Origin of the sequence: Paenibacillus sp. DS2015 (assembly GCF_050433705.1) — a bacterium.
GTDB lineage: Bacteria > Bacillota > Bacilli > Paenibacillales > Paenibacillaceae > Paenibacillus_AQ.
Genome location: NZ_JBNPWS010000034.1, coordinates 23,557 through 49,825, shown reverse-complemented (window position 1 = coordinate 49,825; position 26,269 = coordinate 23,557). Strand labels below are relative to the sequence as shown.

Below are 26,269 nucleotides of genomic sequence, written 5' to 3'. Positions count from 1 at the left end.
ATGTTATCCCCCAAGTAAAGGTACTTTAATTATTTGAACTATACTCCTGTTCTATTCTTCAATTTAATGCAATCGTTTGCATTAAATTGAAAATCCCTGCTCCTAAAATAACATAATCAACACCAAATCGTCTGTAATTTCTACAACAATTTGAATATTTTTTTGTTTTTTTCTATTTCAGGGAAATTTTAATGATATAGATGCAAGAGCCTCCTACGGTGCTCTTTGCATCTATATAAGAACTCTTCATTCTATCATTAGAATTTCTCGAATCTCTTGCTCCGATAGCATCGATGATGCCTCTTGCCCCGAGCTAATCACTTCCTTAATTAAGTTCTTCTTATTCTGTTGGAGTTCATACATCTTATCTTCCATCGTTCCTTGGGCCACAAGGCGTATGACTTGGACAACTTGGGTCTGCCCGATCCGATGTGCACGAGCTTCAGCCTGTGCCTCCACAGCCGGATTCCACCATAGGTCATACAAGATTACCGTATCCGCCCCTGTTAAGTTAAGTCCTGTGCCTCCAGCTTTTAAAGAGATGAGGAACACGTCATGTTCACCTTCATTAAATCTATGACATAGTTCTACTCGTTCAGATCCAGGAGTCTGACCATCCAAATAGAAATAAGGCACCTTTTGCTTAACCAATTCTCGCTGTATTAACCCTAACATTCCTGTAAACTGCGAGAATATTAACATTCTTTTCCCAGCATGACGGCATTCGTCTATCGTCTCCAGCAATTGCTCGAACTTAGCAGAACTTCCCGTATAACCTTCTACGAATAGAGCAGGATGACAGCACAACTGGCGAAGCCTTGTCAGACCAGCCAGGATCTTGACCTTATTTTTGTTAAAAGATTTATCATTCAAATGCTTCAGTGTCTCATGCTTTAACTTGGCAAGATAAGCCATATAGAGCTTCTTCTGCTCAGGTAACAATTCGGAAACCAACAACGATTCGATACTTTCAGGCAACTCCTTCAGCACATCACTCTTAAGGCGGCGTAATAAAAACGGTCGAATTCGCTTCGCTATGTTATCCCTTGTTAAAGTAGCAAATTCCTTTCTAGTCGAAAATAGAGCAGGAAAGACCACATTAAAAATAGACCACAGTTCGTCAATTGAATTCTCAATTGGCGTACCCGTAAGGGCAAACCGATGCTGAGCTTGAATCTGCCTCACCGTCTGAGCTGTTTGTGTAGCGTAGTTCTTAAACATCTGTGCTTCATCCAGAATCAGCGTGTGAAATGACAACTTCGCATAAGCCAAGATATCCTTACGTAATAACGGATAGGAGGTAATGATGATGTCTACTTCAGATGCATTCTTCAACACACCGATGCGTTCCTCCCGGCTACCGTCAGCGATGCGGGCACGAACCTCTGGCGCGAACTTCTTCAGTTCATTCATCCAATTATACGTAAGGGAAGCAGGAGCAACGATCAAGGCTGGCACCTTCTGACTTCGGATCTCAGGTAATACGGAGACGATAAATGCAATACTTTGCAAGGTCTTTCCTAACCCCATATCATCCGCGAGAATACCCCCAAATCGATAGTGCGCGAGCGTCTTCATCCATTGATAGCCATACTGTTGATAATCACGAAGTACAGGAGCAAGGCTCACAGGAACAGGGAAGTCCAGAAGATCTGGATTTCGCATATTTTCGAGAAGATGACGTATTGATTTGCCTAATTTAACTGTATTCTCTTCCTTGTGAACATCCATGAGATGAAGTCCGTGGACAAGGGGTAGCCGGAGGGTATTCCCTGACACATCATCTGACCCAATATTCATGTCATTCATGAACCGTATAATCTTCTGGAATTCCTCACCCTCTAATGGTAATAATGCACCATTCGGTAATCGATAGTATTTACGCTTAGTCTCCAGCGACTCTAATAGATCACGAACTTCCGTTTCTGGAATCCCTGCGATATCAAATTGAAACTCCAGCCAATCATTCCGCGAATCGGCATTTACCCTTATTTTCGGAGCGCTATGCCCCCTATGGATTTTTTCTTTTACAGCCGTAGTAACATAGATTTCCACTAACTTCTCTAACTGCGGAACAACATAGACTAGAAATTCATATTCCGCATCTTCATCCGTTAGGAAATAGCCCCCTTCCGTCTTATAAAAGGAACTATGATCCATCAAGTCCAAGATAGCCTGCTCGTGATCCCCATCACGTACAAGAATACGTTCATCGCCACCACTTTTGTTGATGTCCACTTCGAGTGGATTAATCATGATATCGCCATAATGAAACTCCAGACCCGCCAATAATCTGGTTTTGATCCTATCCAAATATAGCTTGGCTTTAAGAGGCGTATGTACCATCCGATCAGATACAGATTTCGCAATGTGTACACTTCCCAGCTTCATCAGACCTGGAATGACAGTATCCATGAATCGTTCTAACTGTTCACGTGGAATCAGAATGCGATGTTTCTGGGAGATTTCTAGTCTATACTTCAGTTCACTGAGTCGCTTACATTGTTCAGATGATAACTTTATCAGCCTACCTTCGAATACCGCTAGTCCATAGGATTCCATCACAACGATGTTGTCTAATCCTTGGATATCCAATTCATAGCCACCCATCTGCGTTTGGTCGAACTCAAAATGAATGGGCATGGTTTCCTCGGATACCGAAATACCATCATATATCACTTGATCGTGTTCGAACTTTACTGACGGAGCCTCGGCAAGCAAGAGAAGTAACTTATCCCAGTACATCGGAGGAATCCTTAACATTCTATCGTGCGTCTTATTTCTCGGTGTGGAATTCTCATGTGATGACTCGCGGTACATTTCCTCACTGTTATACATATGGAGAAGCTGGCGGATCACATCATCATTAGCTTTTGAGAAGCTATGGGTATCGGGATCATAAGTAAAATGCTTAGAGAACACATAGGTCTCCCCGCGGTCTATCGCTTCAAGAAAATCTCTTATTTTCTGCACAATATACAAACGTTTAAGACCCATCTTGATTTCGATGTTGAATATATACCTGTTATAGCCGTTAGCAACAAGCCTACAAAGAAACTCCACATGCAACGGAGTCCGAGAATCAAAATGCGAACGAGCTCGACTTGATCGTATTGACTTATCGGTGAACAACTCCAGCATAAAATTCGATAATTCATATTGCCGCTCTGAACTACCTAGAAGCTCGTCCTCTATATGATCATTAGTGTTATTCAAGGTCATCAGCGAACTCCCATGTTCCTGAATATCATGGAGACTCAGGAGTACAGCAGCTATATGTTGGCAGTAGAGTGAATAAGAGGATAATGTCGGACAAGTGCATTCCGCTTGCACCTCTCCGTCTAGTTCTGAACTAATCGTTACCTGTTCACTACTGTTTCCTTTGACGATTGCTTTGTAGAATCCAGCTTCAGAATCCGAATATATAAAAGTCACTTTTCCGTCTAGGTAGTAAGCATCTCCTTTGTCATAAGAGGCTCTACCACACCAGAGCTTAATCATGCTTGGGGTTAACTGAACATTCACTCATGTAATCCTCCTCATGAAAAGGCTTTGTATTATTTTATATACTACCAGATATTCATTCAAGTTTCTGTGGAGACCTCATTTCACCGAGAAGTTCAACACATCATAACCCTTCCTTCAGCGAAGATTCAACTTACATTCAGGTTCAATTCAGCTCCCCAAAGTATGATGGTCAATAAACATAAAATGTGAACTCTCAACTTAAGAGAGATAGAAAATAATTAACGGAGTGTGACCTCTATGGAATTTAGAAAAAGAAAGTCTCGACGGAAGTTAGTCATCACCTTAACCCTAATCTTAGTTGTCATTGGAGGGATACTATACGGGCTTGCTGATCGCTATTTGATTGAACATGTTGAAGTTGTCGTAACCCCTGATGAGACGGTAACGGGAAATACGAAGGGAGGTAACATCGTTGCTTCCAATGCAGCGTATGACGATTGGAACTATACCAGTAATGATATACAGATCAAGATTGATCAAGTTCAGAGCGGCTCTGGTTCCGATCAAATCACCTACTATGTCGCGGATGTCACACTCAAGGATTCAAGTCATCTATCCTCTGCCTTTGCCGACAATAGCTTCGGACGCAATATTATCGAGAACACTTCGACAATTGCCGCAAATAACAACGCTATCTTTGCCGTTAACGGCGATTATTACGGTTTCAGAGACGATGGTGTGATCATTCGAAACGGTACTTTATACCGTGATAGCCCAGCAAGAACTGCCCTCGCATTATTCGATGACGGTAAGATGGAATCTTTCGAAGAGGAAGAACTCTCCTCCTCTTCCTTACTTGAGTCTGGAGTGATGAATACACTTTCCTTCGGACCGGTACTGATTCAAGACGGAGCGATGATTGATAATTATGACAATCTAAAAGTCGACACTAATTTTGGGAACCGCTCCATACAGTCCTCGAATCCTAGAACTGGGATTGGCATGATTGCTCCCAATCATTATGTCTTCGTCGTCGTTGACGGGCGCAAGCAAGGTTACAGCAAAGGAATGACGTTGTCTGAATTCGCTAAAGTGTTTGCGGATCTCGGTGCTACTGAAGCTTATAACCTGGACGGTGGAGGTTCATCGACCATGTACTTTATGGGCCGAGTCGTCAATAATCCTTTGGGCAAAGGTAACGAGCGGGGTGTCAGCGACATCCTTTATATAAGCGAGGTGAACTAACATGCCCATACTTATTCCCGCATTTCAACCGGATAAAAGACTAATCCATCTAATCATTCAGCTAAAGGACTTGTCCAATGTAAATATAATCGTAGTTGATGATGGTAGTGGGGAGCATTATCGGGAAATTTTCAAGTCTGTGGAAGCATACGGATGTACCGTCTTAACCCATGACACCAATCGTGGCAAAGGTCGTGCCCTCAAAACAGGCTTTCACTATTTAAAAGAAATGAACGAGCATGGTAGTGTCATATGTGCGGATAGCGATGGTCAGCATCTACCGATGGATATTATGAAAATCTCCCACGCGCTTAACGAATCCGAGCATAAGTTTGTATTAGGGAGCCGCCGTTTTAACGGAAAAGTTCCTTTCCGTAGCCGCTTCGGTAACACGATTACCCGAAAGGTGTACTCCGTAACAACCGGAATCAAGGTACATGATACACAGACGGGACTTCGCGGCTTTGCAGCCCCAATGCTGGACTGGCTATGTCAGATTCCGGGAGAGCGCTTTGAATACGAGATGAACATGCTGTTAAGAGCGCAAAAGGAGGGATACTCCATTCATGAAATTTTTATCGATACTGTCTATTTGGAGCATAATAAGTCATCCCATTTCCGTCCCTTGGTAGACTCCATCAAAGTATATCTCCCTATACTCCTCTTCAGCGGTTCATCCGTTCTATCGGCTATCATAGATTTTGCTCTGCTCATCCTAATTCAGCAATTCACAGATAACCTCTTCTTTTCCGTGCTGGTAGCGAGAATATGCAGTTCCATCTTTAACTATACGATGAACAGAAATTTTGTTTTTAGCCAAGGTAATCGTTCATCTATCCATAAGTCTATGCCTAAATACTTCACACTCGTCATGATTGTTCTTCTATTAAATTACGGATTCCTGTATGTTTATCATGAAGGAATCGGTATACCCCTTATTGTTGCCAAGTTGTTGACTGAAGCCTCCATCTTCCTATTCAGTTATTGGGCGCAACGCAAGTATGTATATTAAGCAGAGCAAGAGGAAGCTACCTGGCCATGGCCCGAGAACTCCCTCTTGCTCTGCTGTGCTAACTATGGCGTTATGATTCCTCGATAACGTCTGCAAATGATTAGAGGCTAATTGATAGTTTTTAGCGCTTTTTTAAGGTTTTGAAAAGGTCTTATTAGAAACATGTGTGTGGGTTGCAATTTGGTATGATATGTTCCCCGGTATAATAGAAGAAGAGATTGCCGACCAACTTGAGGGAGCGTGGGATGATGATTAGGAGGAAAAAAGATGGTACATGCAAACGGAAAAGAGATGAGCTGATATTGACTTATGTAGCAGAAATAATTGAATTGAAACTCGTCAAAAATAAATATAGTAAATAAAGGTATATACCGTTATGGCTTTATTATTGAAGCGGATAAAGCTTTTTCCCATTTGAGGTATAGACATTACCTCGAGGTTCTGCAATATTTGGATGTAACTCAGAAGAGCTATTCCATACTACTTCATTATAATCATCAACACTGGTAATTTCCTTCCCCTCAGGAGTATACACTCCTACACGCGTATGATAATATCCCCCCTGAAGTCCATTTACTCTATCTAGGTCAGTACCAACTACACTAAGTAATGAACTTTTATAAGTAAGATGGTTAGACAAGGATTGAGAATTATTTTCTTTAGAAGATTGTTCATTGCAGCCAATTAACAGAATTAATATACATGTAGATATCACTATAAGTGTTGTATGTTTCAAAAAAACCCTCCCTTTACAATTTACAATATATTCCTAATATTATAACATGTTTACCTGTGGATATAAAGATTAAGCTTTCCTCATCTGTACTTTTGAAGGAATCCTTACTATTCGTTTTTGTATGAAAGTCCGGGGAAAACAGTATAACTATTTACATCAAAGGACTGTACTCGTTTCCATGTTTTTATTTTGCCTTGAGCGATTTCATAATCCCAAATCTCTCCAAATAATTTATCTTCGTAAGTTATGACTTTTACTCTCACCTTGAGTCCGTTTTTTGTGCGTTGAGCATCTACAATCTCATAATCAAGTATTGCTGGATACATGCCACCAATCGGTATCAAATCAAACCCTTCCACGGCAACGGACTTGATTAACTCATCATCACGATTATCAAAACCAGCTATATGGATCGCAATGAGATTTCTAACACCGGCCCAACTGCTGCTACCTATATTGAGTTCTTCTTTCCATATATCTTCTTGAGAAGATACATTGTTATCTTTAATTGTAACTGTCTGATTTTTTTGATCCCAACTCACATTTGCACCTAAAGCTTTTGAGACATAACTTATAGGTACCATGACTCGATTATCAATCATTCGTGGTGCTACATCTGGAGAGACTGCTTGACCATTTACTACGATTTTAATTGTTCCCTTCGCAAAGGCTATACCTACGACTGCACTTAGCGAAATTACGACTGCAAAAATTGAGATCATGAGCTTTTTTTTCATTTAAATTATCCTCCTTTAAGTGTCTATAAATTAAAGACGATAAAAATTGGAAATATTCTCTACTTATTACAACAAAAAAATAATTCGATTGCTATAAGGAAATACACTATTTGGGCTTGAAACAATTTTACACGGAAATGGCACTTCCACTTGCATTGGTTGCAAAATGGTAGCACAACAAAAATAACCCCCTTAAAACCCTTATAAAATAAGGAATTTAAGGGGGTTAAACTCTATTCCCACTCGATAAACTTCGTCAATTCTTCGTTGAATTTATCACGTTGCTCGTAGAACAATCCATGACCACTGTATTCGAACCACACGAGCTTGGCGTCTTGATCGCTTGTTTCTGTACTAGAGCCAATTGTGGAACACAAATTTTATCGTGTATTCCATGAAGAATTAAGGTGGGTACATGAATTTGGTCAAGATCTGTAAACAGACTTTCATCTCTAAAGGAAACAGCAACCTTAGCCGTCGCATTCCCAGATGCCACAAGCCCCAAATGGAAAAACCATTCAGAGAATGGCTTACTTACATACTGAAAGAAGAATAAGTCCCTTATTCCTCGTAACATATCCGGACGGTCAGTATATGTTCTCTAACATAGTATCCCCTCTTCATTCCCCCAATTCGTCAACATCTCATCAGAATTAGGATACTCACTGGGGCAAAAATAGGTGAATGCCTATTTGTCGGAACATCAGCCATACACATGGAGAAGGATCATGTCGCATTGAATCATTTAGAGACCCTAACCCTACTCATGACCAGCAACCGTCTACTTGTTAGCCTGTCGATATCGTTCAATGAAGATTTCCAACGTATCTGCGGTAAGAAAATATGTCCGCCCGTCGTAGACAAATGTCATCATACCTACAACATTCATATTCTGGTCCAACACTGGTCCACCGGAATTACCATGAGCAAGTTCTATTGGAACACTGCCGATATAATTTTTACCAAATAGCCTCTCATGGCTTTTATAAATTCGTGTTTTGGTGACCGTATTCCACAAAATTTGGGTATCATCCAATTGATCAAGAAGAATAAGTTGGCCTGTCGGATTGGCTGGATACCCGATGGTAATGACTGATTGGTTATCACGCGCTTGTTCAAATGTGATGGGTTGATATTTGACCTTCTGATGTAACTTGAGAATGGCAGTATCGCGCTTTTTGTCAGTGAAAACAACGTCAGCTTCAATCCACTCTGATAGATTGGCAGGACTCGCAACACGTAATGTAGCTTCATCTGTTGCCTTCATTTCCGCATAATCCTGAATCACATGGTAATTCGTAATCAATTCGTCTTCTGAGATCAAAATTGAAGTTCCTATACTGTAATAGGCACTTTCAGGGTCATCTTCATCGCTTAAGGTTACATTTACCACGAAAATAGAGTCTGACGTCCTTGCAAGCTTTTCTTGGATAATCTTAGTAAATCCACCCACAAAATACATAGAGTCTAATGACTGAGCATTCGCCGTTACCCCTACCCCTGTAGTGAGCATAACGACTATAGTCATTCCCACAACCCATTTCTTCATCCACTCACTTGCTTTCTTCTTTCTCTCCAAGTTGTGTCGCTCCTTTATTAGTTCATTGCTAAAACCGACCATCCGTTTATATCTATATCTATTTATCGTCATCCGAGTTTTTATTTGTATAGCAAATTAGGAAAATTTAACATTATTATCCTTCTATTACTTAGTCGGGTCGCATGTACTGTCGCCATCGGAGTACAACTATTACATTCATTGTATGTACTAACGCATTTAGAAATGTTCTTGCGCCTACCCTATTGTGATATGATAGATTAGGTTCGAATTACTCGTTCATTCTAGATAAGACTATACTCTCTCTGGAGACTAAACAATGATGAAAATAACTCAACCCATGGATGATATGCAATGGCATACACTCATTCACAATGTCGCACAATATTATAATGACCTGACCATAAAGCGCGGATTTCAATATTTCAAACAAGGGCGTGTCCATCAGTTGATGATGCCCGATGCTACGCGGATTGAAGCCGTGGTCGAAGGGACAGAGAACTACCAAGTTGATATCCTATTAGACTCCCTTTCCGCCAGTCAATGTACGTGTCCTGTTCATACCAACTGCAAGCATATGATTGCAGCTTTACTGAAGTATGCAAATCTACAAGAGCGCGCACTTCATGCACTCATTAATGCTCATTCCACAGCCACGTTTAAGCAAACGGTGAAAGACTCTCCCTTTGCTGCATCCAATCAGACAGCAATTCAGAGAGCTGATAAGAAATCAGAAGCTTTGGCCCAGTTAAAAGAACAAGCACAGCTTATATCTACTTTACCTATTCCAGAATGGCATAACCTATTTGAGCAATGTATCCTCCCCTTAGGAGTAAATAGTCAGAATACTCATTACACCAGAGACGCGTTGGCATCCATATATACAATAAAACCACCTCTTTTACCTGCGCTAGAGCAACTGTTCAATCTTCATGCTCATCTATTTGTGCTTGGTAAACTGGTAACGCCCTCGAAGTATCAAGGACATAACTCCAACTTGTATATGGGATATCATATTCAGGTTGCTGCGGATGATATTCAGGAAGAGATTCAACAGATTTTCGCACATGAACTGACCGATCCAGTTGAACCCGAGCTATGGGCACGCTTTATGGAGACGTTAGCTTACCTACGCAGTCACATGTTGACCGAATCTCAGAACCTTCAATACTATACAGATAGCTATTTTCAGTTCTGGTACCATTGGATTCATCCCAATCCATTAGACACGGACATATACTTGGAAGAATTACAGCATCTAGACTCTGCCAAGGATGAACTTGGCACTGCTCTTTCACGGCTACCGTGGATGTTAGCTCAGAGCTGGATGCACTTCTATCTGCTACAAGATCATCAAGCTTGGACAATCCTACAAACAGCAAACAAAGCCTTCACTCTCCCTCCTGATCATGTACTGCATTTCTTGACTATTCTATATAAGGCTGAAGAGTGGCCACGAATGACAGACTGGCTAATGGAAACGGGCCCCTTACTTGGTAGCCACCGGAAGGCTAACCTAAGTCATTATTTAGTCTATTGGGAAGCATTAGTTCAACATCACCCTGAAGCTGAACCACACATGTGGGATACACTTATCCAAATGCTTCCTTATTCCAGTGTTATTTATCAAGATAAATTACTGACCCATCATAAATGGCGGCAATGGATGGACTATCAGCTAAGTATCGGAGTAGAGCCGCTAGATTTTCGTGTTCCTGTATTACAACCGATCGAGAAGAATGCTCCTGAGTTGTTGCTGCCATTCTATCATCAAGCCGTTGAACGATATATTCTCCACAAAAATAGAGATAGCTATAAAGCAGCAGTAAAACTGTTGAAGCGGCTATCCAAACTATATAAAAAAATGAAACAAGAAGCGCGTTGGGAAGAGTTCATAACAGCATTCACCAGGCGCCATAGCCGACTTCGTGCCTTGCAAGAGGAGCTTCGGAAAGGAAAACTAATCTCATGAGTCAATATACAGAAACCATCACTGTCCACGTCACTTTAACCGCTTATGGAGATGCCCTTATTTATGGAACGATCAATACACATAATTACGTATCCGGTCAATATATGAAGCAGCGTTTGTTCGCATGGCATGAAGCCTCTTTCTATGGTACAGATCTGGAGATTCAGACGATTCAAGATGTCGAAGTTGTCGTTCTCCCCTCAGAGTACGTTATCCCCTTCTTTGCCGAACGTAAGCTTCTGAGTCATATCGAATGGGCGTGGAGCGACAATGAAACGCAATGGATTGGACTTACTCCTCTGTTGGCAGCATGTATAGATGAAAGAAAATATACCCCAGACTTCTCTGCTTTTCAGTCAAGCAAGCTACAGTGGGTCTGGGATAAACGGGCATTAGATCCTCAAGACCAGATGCTATTAGATCAGATTGATATGGACACTAGTCTAACCGACAGTTTATGTGCGGCTTTCTCAGCTACTGTATTTAATCATTATTATGGAACAGAAATGACTGCATCCGATTTGCAAAGAGAGTATCCCTCGCTATTTGTTACAGACGTCACACCTACATTGGGTTTAGATGAGGAATCATGGCTTATTGCCATTGGTTGGAAAGCAGATACGGCTCCATTCCGCCCTCTTCTGCAACTATTAGAGCCAGACGATGACGAACCCTCTTGGCGTCTGCAGCTTGTTCTGCAAGACAAGTTCGACCCCGTTGTACTTGTACCTGCTCATCTGACCGAAGAGGGTCAAGTATTGGGCTCATGGCCAGAGCTGTGGGCTAACCCGATACATGAGAGATCTGCAGGCTGGCTGGAACATTTACGTGCGAACCTGCCTAAAGAACGTCTGTCTGGCAGTCACGAGGATATACTGGATAGATCATTAACTGACGAAGCGGCTTGGCAATTCTTGACGGCAGACAGCCACCGTTTACTCGCTGCCGGATGGCAGGTTCTACTTCCAGCGTGGTGGGAAGGAGCAAGCCGGAAGAAGCCCAAGCTTCGAGCCAAGGTCCGTTCCAGCGAAGGCAGTTCAGGCGACTCTCTATTCGGGTTAGACTCCATTGTTAACTTCGATTGGCGCATTGCGATTGGTGAGACCCAACTTAGCGAGACTGAGTTCGCTGAACTAGTCGCGCGTAATGAACGCTTAGTCCGCTTCCGTGGACAATGGATCTCACTTGATCCAGCATTACTGGCGCAAATCCGTCAAGCGATGGCGGGAATAGATAACACACAAGGGTTATCCTTTCAAGATATACTCCATCTCCATTTACTTGGAAACCAAGATGAACCTGAGAGCAATACATCAGAAGAGCTGCAGGTAGCTTCAGAACGTATTCAACTGGAGGTTGAGCTCAATGAGCATCTGCTGAATATTATGAGTCAACTTAGAGGACAGACGGAGTGGCCGACACTCGCCGTGCCAGCCGAACTGCAAGCAGAGCTACGCGCTTATCAACGTGATGGCTATGCCTGGCTTGCTTTCTTACGACGTTTTGGCTTGGGTGCCTGTCTGGCAGATGATATGGGGCTAGGCAAGACCGTGCAGTTTATTGCTTACTTATTGCATATTAAGGAAACTACTACGGATATGGGTACACAGTTTCCTTCTCTCTTAATCTGTCCCACTTCGGTTCTGGGGAATTGGCAAAAGGAATTGAGCCGCTTTGCTCCATCCCTGAGGATTATGCTCCACTACGGAGGCAGACGCTACAGCGGGGAGGACTTTCACGAGCAGGCAACACAAGCAGACGTCATTCTAACATCCTATGCTACGGCGACTTTGGATCAGGAGTTGCTTCAAGGATTTACATGGGCATCTCTTTGCTTAGACGAAGCCCAGAATATTAAAAATGCTCAAACCAAGCAATCCATCGCCGTTCGGAGTTTCCCTGCCAGACATCGGATAGCACTTACAGGTACACCTATAGAGAATCGACTTTCAGAGTTATGGTCTCTCTACGACTTCATCAATCCAGGTTATCTGGGGAGCTCTCGCGCCTTTAACAATCGATTCATTAATGCCATCGAAAAAGAACATAATGAGCAAAAAACGCTTGATTTACAGAGATTGGTTAAGCCGTTCATGCTCCGGCGTAAGAAGAAAGATCCATCTATACAGCTCGATTTGCCCGATAAGAATGAGATGAAGACCTATATTCATCTGACAGCAGAACAAGGCGCGCTCTATGATCACACCGTCAATCATCTCTTGGAGCGTATGCAGAAGCTCGAAGGTATTGAGCGCAAAGGAGCTATCCTTTCGGCACTCACTCATCTTAAGCAGCTCTGTGATCACCCCGTACTGTTAACTAAGGAATCCTATCATATTGCTTCGAAAGATAAGGATGACCCCTTAGGTATAGAGACATTGATCAGCCGTTCGGCTAAGTTGGAACGCCTTCTAGCAATGGTGAGGGAATTGCGGGAAGAGGGGGAGCGTTGTCTAATCTTTACACAGTATATTGGTATGGGTCAGATCCTGCAGCAGGTGCTTCACCAAGAACTTCAAGAACCTGTACTCTATCTGAATGGAAGTACGTCCAAATCCGCACGTGATACGATGATTGATCAATTCCAATCTCAGACATTGTTACCTGCTGAACAACCCTCTGTGTTTATTCTTTCAATCAAGGCAGGCGGCGTAGGCCTTAATCTTACAGCCGCTAACCATGTCTTTCACTTCGACCGTTGGTGGAATCCGGCCGTGGAGAACCAAGCAACAGACCGAGCCTACCGTATGGGTCAGACCAAAGACGTACAGGTACACAAGTTCATCTCTCTCGGCACATTAGAAGAACGGATTGATGAGATGCTAGAGAACAAACAGCAGCTTAGCGATAACGTGATTTCAAGTTCTGAAGGCTGGATTACGGAACTATCAACAGATGCACTGAAAGATCTGTTTACATTGCGTCGTGATTTGGTGGGTTAATCCCCCTCTTAAAATAAAGGAGAACATTGTGGGAGATAAGTATAGGAATGTTTCGCTTATCCCGCCCCTTCAAACAATTAAGGGGCTGTCCCATAAGTCATGAAAATGGCTAGGGGCCCCCTTTTTTTGTAGGAGGAAAATTAGTTATCTGAGAGGTCGCTCCGCGAACGGATCGTTTCTCCAATCGCTGTGGTCTCCAAATTTCTGGATTGAAACCGCTAGCGGTTGAAATTCGGAGACAGCATATGCTTTCGAAGTAGCTTTCCTTTGGAAAGCTTTAGGCGACCGCTATCGCTTTTACGAAATCGTTCCGTCCTCTGCGCTACTTTAAGCATATTTTTGCAACTTTTTAACCAAAAACAACAAAAAAAAATCGCTGTTTTTGGTAAAATGGAAGTACGACCAACCATTCCAAAGGAGCGATTTCTTTGTACATTCAATATACCATGGACCAACTTTTCTTGCCAATGGATTTACAAGAAGACATTCCACAAAGTCACCTCGTTTGTCTTGTCAATGCTGCCGTAAATCGGCTGGACGAAGCTTATCCCGGTGGTGGACGTGATAGCTACCACCCTAAAATGCTTACCAAAGTCATCATTTACGCCTACACTCAGCGAATTTATTCCTCCCGTCAAATTGCAAAATCCAAGATCTCGCTGAACTTGGTGAGTCTTCCGAAATAAACAGCGAAAAACTCGAACAAGTAACACTAAAACTTGAAGCCCAGCTATTAGAGAAACCCAAAGACAAATCTCTGAAAAAAGCTGTTCGGAAGCTGCGAAAGGACTTACTCCCCAGGTTGCAAAAGTACGAACAGTACCAATCGCTGCTGGGTGATCGGAATAGCTTCAGCAAGAGCGATCCGGATGCAACCTTCATGCGGATGAAAGAAGACCACATGCGAAATGGTCAACTCAATGTCAGTTTGGAACGACTGCGGTACCAGAACCAGGCCCGGGAAATTCTGCGAAGCGAGGAAGGTTACGCCTTGGCCGTACGCCGAATGACGGAACCAGAAAGTGTATTTGGACAACTGAAAACAACCGGGGATTCCGGAGATTTCTGCTTCGCGGCATGAAAAAAGTGACGCTTGAGGTCGGTTGGCTTTCACTTGCCCATAATCTACTGAAACAAGCCGCAAGTATAGAAGATGAATCTAGAACTCAATACCTTACTTCATATTCACAATATTCGTCCCCATGGACATTGCACTTTACTTCGCGAACGGAAACCCGTTTACCCCGCATTTTAGTGAGGGCTCCCTCCCTAATAGCGCCTTCCAAGCCACAGACCATTTTCTCCTCCATAACCAGCAAAACTTTACAGATGCAATCATGCATGGCAACAGTCATCCCCTTCTCATCTTCTCTGATTATGCTTGGATTCCAATTTTAAAACTTTCAATTAGCTCAAATCATTCATTAACCGTTGAGCCAGACATCTACAATTATCCCGAATCTTGATCTAAGTCAATTTAAGTTCTCAAGTTCCGATCTATAATGAAGTTAGAAAGAAGATACTTGAGGAGGAATTACCATGAAGACAGCTACTTTCCAACTGGAACAACTCACTTGTCCCAGCTGTATTAAGAAAATTGAAACAGCCTTAGGCAACAAAAATGGAATCTCTGAAGTAAAGGTTCTATTCACCGCCAGTAAGGTAAAGGTAAGTTACGATGGGCATATTCTAGATCCATCAGATATTGGTAAGGTCATATCCGATCTAGGCTTTCAAATTCTAAAATGATAATTAGGTCTCAAAAAATTGTAGGAGGAATGCATGATGTCAAGAAAGAGAAAAGGACAACTGGTTACGATAGCAGGATTGCTCATTGCCATATCCTTTCTGTTGAAAACCTTGGATACTGTCACCATTATCTCTGATGGGCTAATGATTTCAGCAGCTCTCATCACAGGGTATCCTATTCTAAAAAACGCTATTCAAGCCATACGATATCGTATCTTAGGAATAGAAGCCCTTGTTACGATAGCCGTGGTCGGCGCCATCCTGATCCATGAGTATTGGGAAGCAGCAGCGGTTACCTTTCTGTTCGTCTTTGGTTCCTATCTTGAAGCGCGAACGATCGAAAAGACCCGTTCATCATTAAAGGCCTTAATGGACTTAGCACCCACCCTAGCCTCTGTCATACGCGATGGGGTGGAGATCAAGATATCACCTGATGAAGTAATTCAGGGGGAGATCGTTCTAGTACGTCCCGGTGAGAATATCCCGGTAGATGGTACAGTATTCAAGGGAAAGGCAACAATAAACCAGGCTGCTATTACGGGTGAGTCGGTCCCAGTGGATAGAGAAAAGGACGGAGCCGTGTTCAGCGGGACCGTCATTGAAAATGGTTATTTGGAAGTCATCGCAGAGAAGGTCGGCGAAGATACGACATTCGCACGTATTCTGAACATGGTAGAAGAAGCACAAGAATCCAAAGCAAAAACGCAGAAGTTTATCGAGAAATTTGCTAATTATTATACGCCCGGCATTTTTATATTAGCCATTATCGTTTACATCTTCAGCAGAGACATCGAATTAACACTTACACTGTTAGTGATTGCCTGCCCAGGCGCGATGGTTATTTCTGCTCCAGTCTCCATCGTCGCCGGGATCGGAAATGGTGCGAAGAATGGCATTCTGTTTAAAGGTGGAGAGATTCTAGAGAAGACTGGGAAGGTTCAAGTTGTCGCTTTTGACAAAACAGGTACACTCACGGTTGGGAAACCACAGGTGACTCATATACGCGCCCTCCAGATGAGCGAAGATGAACTACTTCAGATAGCAGCCCGCGTTGAATATTTGTCAGAGCATCACTTGGCTAGAGCCATCCTGACGGAAGCGAAGAAAAGATTCGGGTGTGAAATAAAATCTGTGAAGGAGTTTGAGACTTTACCCGGCAAAGGAGTTCGGGCTATGGTTGATGGAATTGAGGTTTATATTGGGAATCGCAAACTCATGTCGGATTACAATATTCTTTATAATCAAGAGGTAACTGACTATGTAGCTCAAGAGGAAAATAAAGCACATACCGTTATCTTTGTAGCCAATCATAAGCGGGTCTTGGGTCTGATCTCTATTGCTGATGTTCTAAGAGAGGATGCCTATGAGCTTGTCCGTAATCTGAAGAAATCTGGTGTAAGTAAGGTTGTTATGTTAACAGGGGATAATCAACGAACGGCTGCTGCCGTCTCACGCGAACTGGGCATTGATCAGTATTATGCAGAACTTCTTCCCGAAGATAAAGTCCTGAAGTTAAAAGAGTTGCAAGAGAAATATATCGTTGCCATGGTTGGCGATGGCATTAATGATGCGCCTGCTCTAGCCATTGCTGATGTGGGAATTGCGATGGGAGGGTCTGGAACAGATGTAGCGATAGAGACGGCAGATATGGTTCTCATGTCGGATCGACTAGCGAAGCTCTCTTATGCCTTCGGACTTAGTCATGCTACAATGAATAATATGAAGCAGAATATCTACTTTGCGGTAGTGGTTGTTATGACCTTGTTAATAGGCGTGTTAACTAGAAATGTATTCATGGCTTCCGGTATGCTTGTCCATGAATTAAGTGTGTTGTTAGTTATTATGAATGCTATTCGTTTAACACGCTACAAAGGTGTGACATTTAACGAATCACAACAATCGACTAAGAATAGAGGGATAACGGATGGAGTGCAAACATCACCAAGTGAATGAGCAACAACGTATGGAACATCCCCCTTCATTATGTATCGACAATGTGCCGATTCTGGACATTCTATCGCCTACAGAGAAAATAGATGTCATGAATAGTTCTATTAGCAAGAAATACAAAAAAGGGGAAGTTATCTTCTCCCCTGGGCATCCATCAGCAAATCTGTGGATTGTCCATAAAGGCAGCGTGAAAATTTCCCGCTTCTCATCGGCTGGCAAGGAGCAAATTTTACGTATTCTCGAGCAAGGAGATTTCACAGGGGAGTTGTCCTTATTCAGTCACACGATATTAAATAGCACCGCAGAGGCATTAGAAGCTACAGAGATATGTCTGATTCAAGGAAAAGTAATCAATGATTTGATGTTACAATCGCCTCAGATTGCTGTCAAATTCCTCGAAAAATATACTGAACGCCTTGAACTGGCAGAAGACATGCTTGAACAACTCACGCTTTACGATGTCGAGCAGAGAATGACCAAAGTCCTCTTAAGGATGTTACGAGACCAAAAAAGCGATCATACAGAGGATAACAATTTAATCTTACCCATAAGCAAAAAGGACTTTGCAGTAATGATTGGAACATCCCAAGAAACCTTAAGTCGCAAGCTCTCCTTTTTTCAAGAACAGGGATGGATTAGACTGATCGGTCAACGGCAAATCACTATCCTTGATCAGGAAAGCCTTAGTCATTTCAGTGACTAAGGCCATTACAATAAGGACTTTGTAGACTCTCTAACGATTAACTCTGCCGGATAGATTTTGTGTGCGTGATTAATTTTTTTGTTAATTAAGTCGAAGAGAATTTTTATCGTCTCTTCTGCGATCTCTTCCACCGGTTGTCTAATTGTCGTGATTGAAGGATTATAATAGAATGATATATCTATGCCATCGAACCCAGCTACGGAGTAATCTTCGGGCACTCTTTTCCCAGCTTCAAATATAGCTTTACAAGCACCAATAGCCATACTGTCAGAAAGAGCATAAATAGCTGTGAATTCTTCATTCAACGCTAACAATTCCTTGGTAACTAAATAGCCATTCTCCATACTATAGCCTTCAACATCTTCTTTCATACACCGAACCAACTGCTCATTATAGGCTATTCCATGGTCTTGTAACGCCTTTTTATATCCATCATATCTTAGTTTTCCGATACTTACATCTTCCAAGGGTGCCGTGATCACTGCAATTTTTTGATGTCCTAGAGTGCATAAATAATCTACTATCTTATAACTCTCTTTAAAGTCATCAACGGCTACAGAGGAATAATCACTCAGATCAAACTCATCTGTCATCCCTATTGTACTAAGTACGAAGGGCACAGTTAATTGATCCAGTTTTTCTTTGGAGTGTGAGAACAGTCCCCCTAGAAATACAATCCCTTTTAAACGCTTCTCTTTCTCGAGTTCAATCGCAACTTCGACTTCATCTTGATTTTCATCAACTCGTTGAAGAATAAAAGAGTATTTCTTTCTTTGAATTTCCTGCTCGAATACTTCGATCATTGGATTGAAAAATTGGTTTGTTATCCCTTTAATCAATACCGCTATGGTTTTTGAAGCAGAACGTTTCAAGTTTCTTGCGCTGTTATTTGGAACATAATGATTTTCTTTAATTACACGCATGATCATTGCTTTTGTTTCTTCATTAATATCTGGGTGGTTATTTATGGCTCTAGATACAGTTGTCACGCCAACTCCGCACATTTTCGCAATATCTATAATTGTAATTGTATCCACCTTACTTCTTCCCCTTACGGTAGTTTTATCCATTTAACTCCTTAATTCCCTTATTTATTCTCTACTCTGTGAGATCAATATACTTCATTTGTTGAATATACACAAAAAGTAAAAGTAAAGCAGTATGCACAAAAAAAGACAGGGCATTCTTGAAATGTAAAATTAATCAAGAAATCAACCCTGCTCTGTACTCCATCTTAAATTAGTTTATTAAGAAAAATCACCCTTTTACAGCTCCTGCAACAACACCCTCGATAATATACTTTTGACAAGACAAGTAGAATATTATAATAGGTACAATTGCTAATACTAACATCGCCATCATGGCTCCCATATCTATGGATCCGTATCCACCCTTTAGATACTGTATAGCGATAGGAATTGTTTTGTACTCGGTACCGATAATTAAGTTTGGTAACAAGTAGTCATTCCATATCCACATTACATTTAGAATAGCTACTGTTATAGCTGTTGGCTTAAGAATGGGAAATACTACTTTAAAGAACGCCTGTACTGGATTACATCCATCGATCAAAACGGCTTCTTCTATCTCTATAGGTATTGATTTTACAAATCCACTAAACAAGAAGACTGATAATCCAGATCCAAACCCTAGATATATTAGTATGATTCCAAATGGATTATCAAGATGAATCATGTTAGCTACCTTGGACATCGTGAACATGACCATTTGGAACGGCACGATCATTGAGAATACAAATACATAGTACAACGCGCTTGTAAACTTACCCTTCACTCTTGTGATATACCATGCTGTCATAGCTGTAAATAAAACAATAACAGCAACAGAGCATACGGTGATAAACAATGACATTCCAAAAGCACTCCAGAAATCTATCTTGGCAATACCACCAATATAGTTTTCCATTCCTGAAAATGTGGTGCTATTAGGAAATACAAATGGCGTATCACTAATGTAAAATTTACCTTTGAAGGAGTTCATAAGAACGATAAGTATCGGTGCTAAAAATGTAATAGCTAATAACACCAAAATTATGAATATTAAACTATCCTTTAACTTTGTCGTCTTCTGCATTAATTCTCAATCTCCTTTCTTCTAGTAATGACAAGTTGTATTAGTGCAATTAGAGCAACCAGAACAAAGAACACAACGGCTTTGGCCTGCCCTACACCTTCCCAACCGGTTTTACCATAGAAAGTGTTGAAAATATCGAGTGCTAACATCGTAGTCTGTTTAGACGGTGCACCCGCAGTTAAAGCTAAGTTTTGGTCAAATAGTTTGAATGAATTAGATAATGTCAAGAATAGACATATTGTAATAGCTGGCATGATTAATGGTAAAGTCACATTTCGCAATACTTGAAAACGAGTAGCGCCATCTATTTTTGCTGCTTCAACTATATCTTTAGGAACATTTTGAATACCTGCAATGTAGATAATCATCATGTAACCTATTAATTGCCAATTCATTAGAATTACTAATCCCCAGAAGCCATAGTCAGCATCAAAGGTTAAAGTAACATCAAAGTAATACAAAATACCGTTAAGAATTAATTGCCAAATGTACCCTAGTACGATACCACCAATTAAGTTAGGCATGAAAAATATTGTTCTAAATAAATTTGTACCTTTTTTTCCTCTAGTTAATAACATCGCAATGATGAAAGCAAATAGATTTATTGTGATAACGGATAACACGGTAAATTTAACGGTAAACCAAAGTGCATTTAGATATTCTTGGTTTGAAAATGCCTTGACGTAATTGCTTAAACCAACCCATTTAGAATCTGTTACTGTAGTAAATTCTGTGAAAGACAAATATACACCTAATAAAAATGGTATTAAAAATGCTACCGAAAAGGCCAGTATAGTTGGTAATGCAAAAAGAGCAAAATATTTTTTTATCGATTTTTGCATGTGGTCTTCTCCTATCTCAGTATGGAAAATAAAAAAAGTACATTTATGCCACTACTCACCATGAAGGTGCGCAGTGGCATAAAGTATTAATTCATGAACAACGAAGGGTTACAATGCATATCGCATGTTTTACTTGTAGTTCATAGGGAACTATTATTTAGCTTTTTCAGACTTCCATGAATCTTTTACAATCGTTGTAACTTCATCAAACGTTTTGCTACCTTGAGCATATTCTAACAATGCATCACCAAAGTAATTTTTGAATTCTTCACTTGGGAATGCTGCGAATGTCCAAACTACGGAACTAACGCCGTCTTTTGACATCCAGTTCAATACTTCTTTAGCTAGAGGATCAGCTGGTTTTTCATCTTCTTTAAATGTATTAAATGGTGCCATAAAACCTAGGTCGTTAGTTACATAAGCTTTACCTTTGTCACTAGAGAACAACCACTCTAAGAATGCGATAGATGCTTGTTGCTTATCAGCAGAAACTTTGCTGTTGATTGAGAAATAGTTTTCTGTTCCTACAGCTAGACCTTGTTTTTCTTCACCAGCCATACCTGTATAGATTGGTAAGTATTTAATATCATCAGCTTTTACTACGTTTCCTTCAACTTCATTAATTTGTGACCAAGCCCAGTTACCATTTTGAACCATAGCTGCTTGACCAAGTGCAAATTCAGCCATAGAATCTGATACAGTTTTACTACCTAACATTGTTGGTTTTGAAACCGAGTTGTTGATGTATAGATCAAAGATATTTTTGAAGTTATCAGCATATTTGAATGAAATTTCATCAGATGCTAGACCTGCTAGAATTGGGTTTTCAAATGCTGTATTATCTTTGAACTCATAGAAGAAAGGAACGTTTGCTAAGTGAGACTGCCATCTCCAATGTTCACCCGCAGCTAGAGAAGTAGAAGCGAATACACCTTTAATTCCTAGTTGGTCTTTCTTTGCAGTCATATCTTCAGTTACTGCTTTTAATGTAGCAAAGTTATTAATTTCCTCAGTTGAAGAAATCGTAACTGCCTTATCTGCCAATGCAAAGTATTTCTTCATAATAGCGTCATTGTAGATGATACCATAACCTTCTACAACGTAAGGAATACCATAAACGCCTTCACCATCAGTTACTGCTAAACTCTTATCAGTCAAATAGCTGTAAAGTTTAGAATCTTTTACATCTAAAATATAATCTTTCCAAGCGTTATAACCTACAGGTCCATTAATTTGGAAGATCGTAGGAGCATCCGATTTTGCGATTTCAGACTTCAAAGTCGTTTCATACGTACCTGCAGCTGCAGTTACAACTTTGACTTTAACGCCTGATTCAGCTTCATAATCTTTAGCAATCTTGTCATAAACCTCTGCAATTTCAGGTTTAAAGTTCAAGAAATAAATTTCTCCACCGTCACCTTTTGCTGGTTCAGTCTTTTCCGTTGGTTCAGTAGTTGGTTCAGTCGGTTTTGCTGGTTCTGCAGTGTTACCGTTACCACAAGCTGCTGCAACGAAAACCATAGATACTACTAACATAAGTCCTAAAAGTTTCTTAATGTTTTTCATTCTTTCTTCCCCCTCGTTCTTCTAATTGTTTATTGCTTAAGTTTGAAAGACGTACCTAGTTTTCCATAAAAAGGATGATAGCGCTTTCAGTGTCGTCATTTATGGTCAGTATCCTTCTTGGTATCCTTCTCGGTAACGTTTTCAATTGAATATTAGCATATTGAATTATACTTTTCAATAGTTTTCTTCAAGTATTATTTTTATTGAAAAAGAAGTCCCGCGTTCTCACAAAAATCAAATGACACAAACATCCTTCCGATCCATACAAGTTCCACTTCTTTCCCTAGGTGAATAGGCTATATCATCAAATTAATTTTGGAGGTTTCCCACAATGACTACGAATGGATATCCGTATGGTCCTTATTATCAACATAATCATCCATACCAGTTAGCTTACGATCCGCGTACATCTCAACCCTATATCGGTCACTACCCATATCCTCACTATTTCTATTATTATGCTGCGCCCTATCGAACAGACTATCCATATGAATATGAATATGAGTATCAGCCCTACCCATCTAATCCATTCGATAGCGTAGAATTTGTTACGCAACCGCAAGAATTTGAATTCGAACGTCTTGAATCCACCCCTCAAGGATTCAGCATTAAGCTCGATAATACACAGGAAGATGACGATGACGATGATAATAATGTTCAGCAGAACAACGAAAAGTCGGAAAATGAGCAAGGACTTCATATGGATACCGGTGGAGAAATCGGTGGTAAGCACGGTGTTGGTTTTCACGCAGATGGACATATTGATGAACATGGCATAAGCACTCATGCGAATAGCCACCTCGGAGAAGAAAAATATGGCCTTGGCGTTCATGGTGAGGCGGGCCTGAACAATAACAAGGGTCTTAACTTCAACACAGGTGGTCAACTGGGTGGGAAATATGGCATCGAAGCTCACGCAGACGGCCACGCGGGACTCAGCCAAGGCATTGGCCTTAACACAGAAGCTCATATCGGCGGGAATCATGGACTTGGCGCTCATGTCAATGGTCAACTTGGGGGCAAGGGAGCCGAAATTGTTACAGGGGCCAACTTAGGCGGCAATCATGGGGTTGGTATCCACGCCACTGCTCATTTGGACAGTACCCAGGGACTGGGATTAAAGACGGAGGCTCAAATCGGCGGAAATAAAGGCCTCGGCGCTCATGCAAATGCACAGATCGGCGGAAATAAAGGTACTGGGGTTACTACCGGAGCTCAGATCGGCGGAGATAAGGGTCTTGGCGGTCATGTCGGTGCTCATCTAGGCGGTGGCAATGGAATAAATTTTAAAGTCGGTGGCAATGTTGGCAGTCACGATGGCCAAATCGGAGTAAACATAGGCGGCAAGAAAAAAGTAGAATCCTAATAGCTCTATTCATGAATTGGATTCTACCGTTCTTATCATTATTGTTCAAATCGAGAAGGACCCTCTGTTTCATAAGAGGGCCCTTCTTAGTTATCTCATATTTTTCATAAAAAATTGGAATAAGGGTAGACTACTTTCATATTTATTGGAGGTGTCAGGCTTGAATACAAATGAAACAGCGCTATCTATTGTCGCCCTAGGCGGTGTCAATGAAATCGGTAAAAATATGTATGTACTCCGATATGATGATGATATCATTGTCATCGACTGTGGTTCAAAGTTTCCTGACGAAACCTTATTAGGGATTGACTTGATTATTCCTGATATTTCTTATTTATTAGAGAATCAGGATAAAGTTAGAGCTTTAATAGTCACACATGGGCACGAAGATCACATCGGGGGCATCCCCTATATTTTGAAACAATTGAATATGCCCATCTATGGAACACGATTAACTTTGGGTCTAATTGAAATTAAATTGAAAGAGCATGGTCTTCTAGGCAGTACCGATTTGATCACTATTGATTCAGAATCACAATTAAAGTTAGGCACGATTAGTTTAAGTTTTTTCAGAACAAACCACAGTATCCCCGATTGTGTAGGTATTGTTTTTAATACTCCTGAAGGAGCTGTCGTACATACAGGAGATTTCAAATTCGATTTAACACCTGTGAATGAAGAACATCCAGATCTATACCGGATGGCGGAAATCGGCAAAAATGGCGTGTTGGCTCTTTTGTCAGAGAGCACTAATGCAGAACGTCCGGGCTTTACCCCTTCGGAACGTCTCGTAGGGGCTCACATCGAAGAGGCATTTATCAAGGCTCAGCAGAAAATATTCATTTCCACTTTTGCTTCAAATGTTCACCGACTTCAACAGGTGGTTGATGCTGCAGAGAAAACGGGTAGGAAAGTTGCTTTGCTAGGGAGAAGTATGGTGAATGTGGCTTCCATTGCAAGTGATCTAGGTTACTTGCATATTCCTGAATCTATGTTAATTGAGGCGAATGAAGTAAACAACTATGCTCCCCATGAGATTGTTGTCCTTTGTACTGGAAGTCAAGGAGAACCCATGGCTGCCTTGTCTCGTTTAGCCAGTTCCAATCATAGACAAGTAGAAATCCAACCTGGTGACACGGTTATTCTAGCTGCAACATCCATTCCTGGGAATGAACGAAATGTATCACGGATAGTAGATAATTTATTTCAACTGGGAGCTAATGTCATTTATGGATCAGCCTCAGTAACGGGAATGCATGTATCCGGTCATGCTAGTCAAGAAGAGATGAAATTAATGCTTGCGTTCATGAAGCCCCGATACTTTATTCCGATTCATGGTGAATTTCGAATGCTTCATCAACATCGTCTGTTAGCGGAATTGATGGGTGTAGCTAAAGATAATATTTTCATTGTTAATAATGGTGATGTTGTCGATATTCGTAATCAAGAAGCGCGTCAAACTCGCAAAATAACAAATGGAAATACCCTCGTTGATGGATTAGGCATCGGTGATGTTGGAACGATCGTTTTACGGGACCGTAAACTATTATCCGAAGATGGAATTCTTATCGTAGTAATCACACTTAGTAAAATGGACGGCAAGATACTTTCTGGACCTGATATTATTTCTCGTGGGTTCGTGTATGTTCGTGAATCAGAGGGGTTAATTGATGAAGTAAGCCGAATCACAGTGAAAACGATCAGTGAATTACAAGGAAAAAACATTATGGCATGGGGTATTTACAAACAATCGATTAAAGAATCGGTTGGAAATTACCTATATACTCATACTAAAAGAAGACCTATTATTCTCCCCCTTATCATTCAAGTCTAAAGATATTGTTCAGGACTGATCCGTTGTAAACTCTCTTACTCGGACAGCTCCGCTTACAACTCACATAATAAGACTAAGTGCGCCGTCCTTAGTCCTATTATGTTGCAATGAAATGTAAGATTCCTGTGTTGTATTTTCCATTTCGCAATACAGGTATTTACTGCTGCAATTCAAAATTAAGATTTAATGGTAACATCGGAAGTTCATCTTGAGAGTCATTATCCGTTGTCGGAGTCTTCCTATTTACCTCCTCAAAAGGAAAATTGTCTACCCATATTCTCCCTTCCCCGCCTAACAATAGACCAAATGCAATGGCATGACTTTCCTTAGGAATATCCAAAACGATAGCAAATTGATTCCAATCGCAATCGCCCTGTGATGCCTTACGATACAACTGAACATTTATACCCATCGGTTCACCCCCTTCCCACTTCAAAGTTATCATGAATGCGCGAGGTCTTTTTGATTTATTTTTCCATATCTGATGAAGATATA

Annotated in this window: 22 protein-coding genes; 10 read left to right on the top strand and 12 right to left on the bottom strand. The window is 41.1% G+C overall.

The annotated features are described in order from the left end of the window. Nucleotides 1–246: 246 nt before the first annotated feature. Nucleotides 247–3,501 carry an SNF2 helicase associated domain-containing protein gene (locus J2T13_RS21995; RefSeq protein WP_429374521.1) on the bottom strand — a complete coding sequence of 1,085 codons (3,255 nt, stop codon included), beginning with the start codon at nucleotides 3,499–3,501 and terminating at the stop codon, nucleotides 247–249. 264 nt (nucleotides 3,502–3,765) lie between these two features. Here J2T13_RS21995 and J2T13_RS21990 point away from each other — a divergent pair, with 264 nt between their 5' ends. Together J2T13_RS21990 and J2T13_RS21985 are read left to right on the top strand one after the other, a co-directional pair. Then, nucleotides 3,766–4,713 carry a phosphodiester glycosidase family protein gene (locus J2T13_RS21990; protein WP_429374506.1) on the top strand — a complete coding sequence of 316 codons (948 nt, stop codon included), beginning with the start codon at nucleotides 3,766–3,768 and terminating at the stop codon, nucleotides 4,711–4,713. Nucleotide 4,714: 1 nt separating this feature from the next. Next, nucleotides 4,715–5,725, top strand: coding sequence for a GtrA family protein (locus J2T13_RS21985; protein WP_429374505.1), 1,011 nt, complete (start codon nucleotides 4,715–4,717; stop codon nucleotides 5,723–5,725). Nucleotides 5,726–6,110: 385 nt separating this feature from the next. Here J2T13_RS21985 and J2T13_RS21980 read toward each other — a convergent pair whose 3' ends face one another. From J2T13_RS21980 to J2T13_RS21965, 4 genes are all read right to left on the bottom strand, one after another. Continuing rightward, nucleotides 6,111–6,461 carry a hypothetical protein gene (locus J2T13_RS21980; protein ID WP_429374504.1) on the bottom strand — a complete coding sequence of 117 codons (351 nt, stop codon included), beginning with the start codon at nucleotides 6,459–6,461 and terminating at the stop codon, nucleotides 6,111–6,113. A 107-nt stretch (nucleotides 6,462–6,568) separates the two neighbouring features. Then, complete coding sequence (locus J2T13_RS21975) at nucleotides 6,569–7,198, bottom strand: copper amine oxidase N-terminal domain-containing protein (RefSeq protein WP_429374503.1); 630 nt, start codon at nucleotides 7,196–7,198, stop codon at nucleotides 6,569–6,571. Nucleotides 7,199–7,454: 256 nt separating this feature from the next. Then, nucleotides 7,455–7,775 (bottom strand): hypothetical protein, encoded by a 321-nt coding sequence (locus tag J2T13_RS21970; protein WP_429374502.1) that lies wholly within the window; start codon nucleotides 7,773–7,775, stop codon nucleotides 7,455–7,457. A 204-nt stretch (nucleotides 7,776–7,979) separates the two neighbouring features. Next, on the bottom strand, nucleotides 7,980–8,777 hold the full coding sequence (locus J2T13_RS21965; protein ID WP_429374501.1) for a S1 family peptidase: 798 nt from the start codon (nucleotides 8,775–8,777) through the stop codon (nucleotides 7,980–7,982). 298 nt (nucleotides 8,778–9,075) lie between these two features. On the opposite strand from J2T13_RS21965, the gene J2T13_RS21960 reads away from it, so the two are divergent. The 3 genes from J2T13_RS21960 to J2T13_RS21950 all read left to right on the top strand — a co-directional run bounded on the left by J2T13_RS21960 (nucleotide 9,076) and on the right by J2T13_RS21950 (nucleotide 14,356). Beyond that, nucleotides 9,076–10,728: an SWIM zinc finger family protein gene (locus J2T13_RS21960; protein ID WP_429374500.1), complete on the top strand. Its 1,653-nt coding sequence runs from the start codon at nucleotides 9,076–9,078 to the stop codon at nucleotides 10,726–10,728. Next, entirely contained in the window at nucleotides 10,725–13,670 is a 2,946-nt protein-coding gene (locus J2T13_RS21955) for a DEAD/DEAH box helicase (protein WP_429374499.1), read from the top strand. The genes J2T13_RS21960 and J2T13_RS21955 overlap by 4 nt, the downstream gene beginning before the upstream one ends. A 428-nt stretch (nucleotides 13,671–14,098) precedes the next feature. Continuing rightward, a complete protein-coding gene (locus J2T13_RS21950) occupies nucleotides 14,099–14,356 on the top strand; it encodes a transposase (protein WP_429374498.1) in 258 nt (85 codons plus the stop codon). 104 nt (nucleotides 14,357–14,460) lie between these two features. Here J2T13_RS21950 and J2T13_RS21945 read toward each other — a convergent pair whose 3' ends face one another. Together J2T13_RS21945 and J2T13_RS21940 are read right to left on the bottom strand one after the other, a co-directional pair. Further along, the gene (locus tag J2T13_RS21945; RefSeq protein ID WP_429374522.1) at nucleotides 14,461–14,784 is read right to left on the bottom strand and encodes a hypothetical protein; all 324 of its coding nucleotides are present in this window, start codon (nucleotides 14,782–14,784) and stop codon (nucleotides 14,461–14,463) included. A gap of 52 nt (nucleotides 14,785–14,836) precedes the next feature. Continuing rightward, nucleotides 14,837–15,013 carry a V4R domain-containing protein gene (locus J2T13_RS21940; RefSeq protein WP_429374497.1) on the bottom strand — a complete coding sequence of 59 codons (177 nt, stop codon included), beginning with the start codon at nucleotides 15,011–15,013 and terminating at the stop codon, nucleotides 14,837–14,839. Between the two features lie 196 nt (nucleotides 15,014–15,209). On the opposite strand from J2T13_RS21940, the gene J2T13_RS21935 reads away from it, so the two are divergent. The 3 genes from J2T13_RS21935 to J2T13_RS21925 are packed head-to-tail and all read left to right on the top strand — an operon-like array spanning nucleotide 15,210 to nucleotide 18,072. Then, a complete protein-coding gene (locus J2T13_RS21935; RefSeq protein WP_429374496.1) occupies nucleotides 15,210–15,419 on the top strand; it encodes a heavy-metal-associated domain-containing protein in 210 nt (69 codons plus the stop codon). Between the two features lie 33 nt (nucleotides 15,420–15,452). After that, nucleotides 15,453–17,372 carry a heavy metal translocating P-type ATPase gene (locus tag J2T13_RS21930; RefSeq protein WP_429374495.1) on the top strand — a complete coding sequence of 640 codons (1,920 nt, stop codon included), beginning with the start codon at nucleotides 15,453–15,455 and terminating at the stop codon, nucleotides 17,370–17,372. Continuing rightward, nucleotides 17,344–18,072, top strand: coding sequence for a Crp/Fnr family transcriptional regulator (locus J2T13_RS21925; protein WP_429374494.1), 729 nt, complete (start codon nucleotides 17,344–17,346; stop codon nucleotides 18,070–18,072). The genes J2T13_RS21930 and J2T13_RS21925 overlap by 29 nt, the downstream gene beginning before the upstream one ends. Nucleotides 18,073–18,077: 5 nt before the next feature. Here the strand turns inward: J2T13_RS21925 and J2T13_RS21920 are convergent, their stop codons facing one another. The 4 genes from J2T13_RS21920 to J2T13_RS21905 all read right to left on the bottom strand — a co-directional run bounded on the left by J2T13_RS21920 (nucleotide 18,078) and on the right by J2T13_RS21905 (nucleotide 22,574). After that, a complete protein-coding gene (locus J2T13_RS21920; protein WP_429374493.1) occupies nucleotides 18,078–19,109 on the bottom strand; it encodes a LacI family DNA-binding transcriptional regulator in 1,032 nt (343 codons plus the stop codon). A gap of 220 nt (nucleotides 19,110–19,329) precedes the next feature. Continuing rightward, nucleotides 19,330–20,166 carry a carbohydrate ABC transporter permease gene (locus J2T13_RS21915; protein ID WP_429374492.1) on the bottom strand — a complete coding sequence of 279 codons (837 nt, stop codon included), beginning with the start codon at nucleotides 20,164–20,166 and terminating at the stop codon, nucleotides 19,330–19,332. Further along, nucleotides 20,166–21,008, bottom strand: coding sequence for a carbohydrate ABC transporter permease (locus J2T13_RS21910; RefSeq protein ID WP_429374491.1), 843 nt, complete (start codon nucleotides 21,006–21,008; stop codon nucleotides 20,166–20,168). The genes J2T13_RS21915 and J2T13_RS21910 overlap by 1 nt, the downstream gene beginning before the upstream one ends. Nucleotides 21,009–21,161: 153 nt before the next feature. Continuing rightward, entirely contained in the window at nucleotides 21,162–22,574 is a 1,413-nt protein-coding gene (locus tag J2T13_RS21905; protein ID WP_429374490.1) for an ABC transporter substrate-binding protein, read from the bottom strand. 331 nt (nucleotides 22,575–22,905) lie between these two features. On the opposite strand from J2T13_RS21905, the gene J2T13_RS21900 reads away from it, so the two are divergent. Both J2T13_RS21900 and J2T13_RS21895 read left to right on the top strand, forming a co-directional pair. Beyond that, complete coding sequence (locus J2T13_RS21900) at nucleotides 22,906–23,940, top strand: hypothetical protein (RefSeq protein WP_429374489.1); 1,035 nt, start codon at nucleotides 22,906–22,908, stop codon at nucleotides 23,938–23,940. A gap of 160 nt (nucleotides 23,941–24,100) precedes the next feature. Then, nucleotides 24,101–25,774 (top strand): ribonuclease J, encoded by a 1,674-nt coding sequence (locus tag J2T13_RS21895; protein ID WP_429374488.1) that lies wholly within the window; start codon nucleotides 24,101–24,103, stop codon nucleotides 25,772–25,774. A gap of 157 nt (nucleotides 25,775–25,931) precedes the next feature. Here J2T13_RS21895 and J2T13_RS21890 read toward each other — a convergent pair whose 3' ends face one another. After that, nucleotides 25,932–26,186 (bottom strand): hypothetical protein, encoded by a 255-nt coding sequence (locus J2T13_RS21890; protein ID WP_429374487.1) that lies wholly within the window; start codon nucleotides 26,184–26,186, stop codon nucleotides 25,932–25,934. Nucleotides 26,187–26,269 lie beyond the last annotated feature (83 nt).

What these genes read in the sequence shown, in the direction of transcription:
- J2T13_RS21900 (WP_429374489.1), top strand. Translation starts at nt 22,906, where the DNA reads ATGACTACGAATGGATATCCGTATGGTCCTTATTATCAACATAATCAT.
- J2T13_RS21970 (WP_429374502.1), bottom strand. Translation starts at nt 7,775, where the DNA reads ATGTTACGAGGAATAAGGGACTTATTCTTCTTTCAGTATGTAAGTAAG.
- J2T13_RS21910 (WP_429374491.1), bottom strand. Translation starts at nt 21,008, where the DNA reads ATGCAAAAATCGATAAAAAAATATTTTGCTCTTTTTGCATTACCAACT.
- J2T13_RS21985 (WP_429374505.1), top strand. Translation starts at nt 4,715, where the DNA reads ATGCCCATACTTATTCCCGCATTTCAACCGGATAAAAGACTAATCCAT.
- J2T13_RS21890 (WP_429374487.1), bottom strand. Translation starts at nt 26,186, where the DNA reads ATGGGTATAAATGTTCAGTTGTATCGTAAGGCATCACAGGGCGATTGC.
- J2T13_RS21995 (WP_429374521.1), bottom strand. Translation starts at nt 3,501, where the DNA reads ATGATTAAGCTCTGGTGTGGTAGAGCCTCTTATGACAAAGGAGATGCT.
- J2T13_RS21955 (WP_429374499.1), top strand. Translation starts at nt 10,725, where the DNA reads ATGAGTCAATATACAGAAACCATCACTGTCCACGTCACTTTAACCGCT.
- J2T13_RS21960 (WP_429374500.1), top strand. Translation starts at nt 9,076, where the DNA reads ATGATGAAAATAACTCAACCCATGGATGATATGCAATGGCATACACTC.
- J2T13_RS21975 (WP_429374503.1), bottom strand. Translation starts at nt 7,198, where the DNA reads ATGAAAAAAAAGCTCATGATCTCAATTTTTGCAGTCGTAATTTCGCTA.
- J2T13_RS21935 (WP_429374496.1), top strand. Translation starts at nt 15,210, where the DNA reads ATGAAGACAGCTACTTTCCAACTGGAACAACTCACTTGTCCCAGCTGT.
- J2T13_RS21930 (WP_429374495.1), top strand. Translation starts at nt 15,453, where the DNA reads ATGATGTCAAGAAAGAGAAAAGGACAACTGGTTACGATAGCAGGATTG.
- J2T13_RS21990 (WP_429374506.1), top strand. Translation starts at nt 3,766, where the DNA reads ATGGAATTTAGAAAAAGAAAGTCTCGACGGAAGTTAGTCATCACCTTA.
- J2T13_RS21915 (WP_429374492.1), bottom strand. Translation starts at nt 20,166, where the DNA reads ATGCAGAAGACGACAAAGTTAAAGGATAGTTTAATATTCATAATTTTG.
- J2T13_RS21925 (WP_429374494.1), top strand. Translation starts at nt 17,344, where the DNA reads ATGGAGTGCAAACATCACCAAGTGAATGAGCAACAACGTATGGAACAT.
- J2T13_RS21940 (WP_429374497.1), bottom strand. Translation starts at nt 15,013, where the DNA reads ATGCATGATTGCATCTGTAAAGTTTTGCTGGTTATGGAGGAGAAAATG.
- J2T13_RS21905 (WP_429374490.1), bottom strand. Translation starts at nt 22,574, where the DNA reads ATGAAAAACATTAAGAAACTTTTAGGACTTATGTTAGTAGTATCTATG.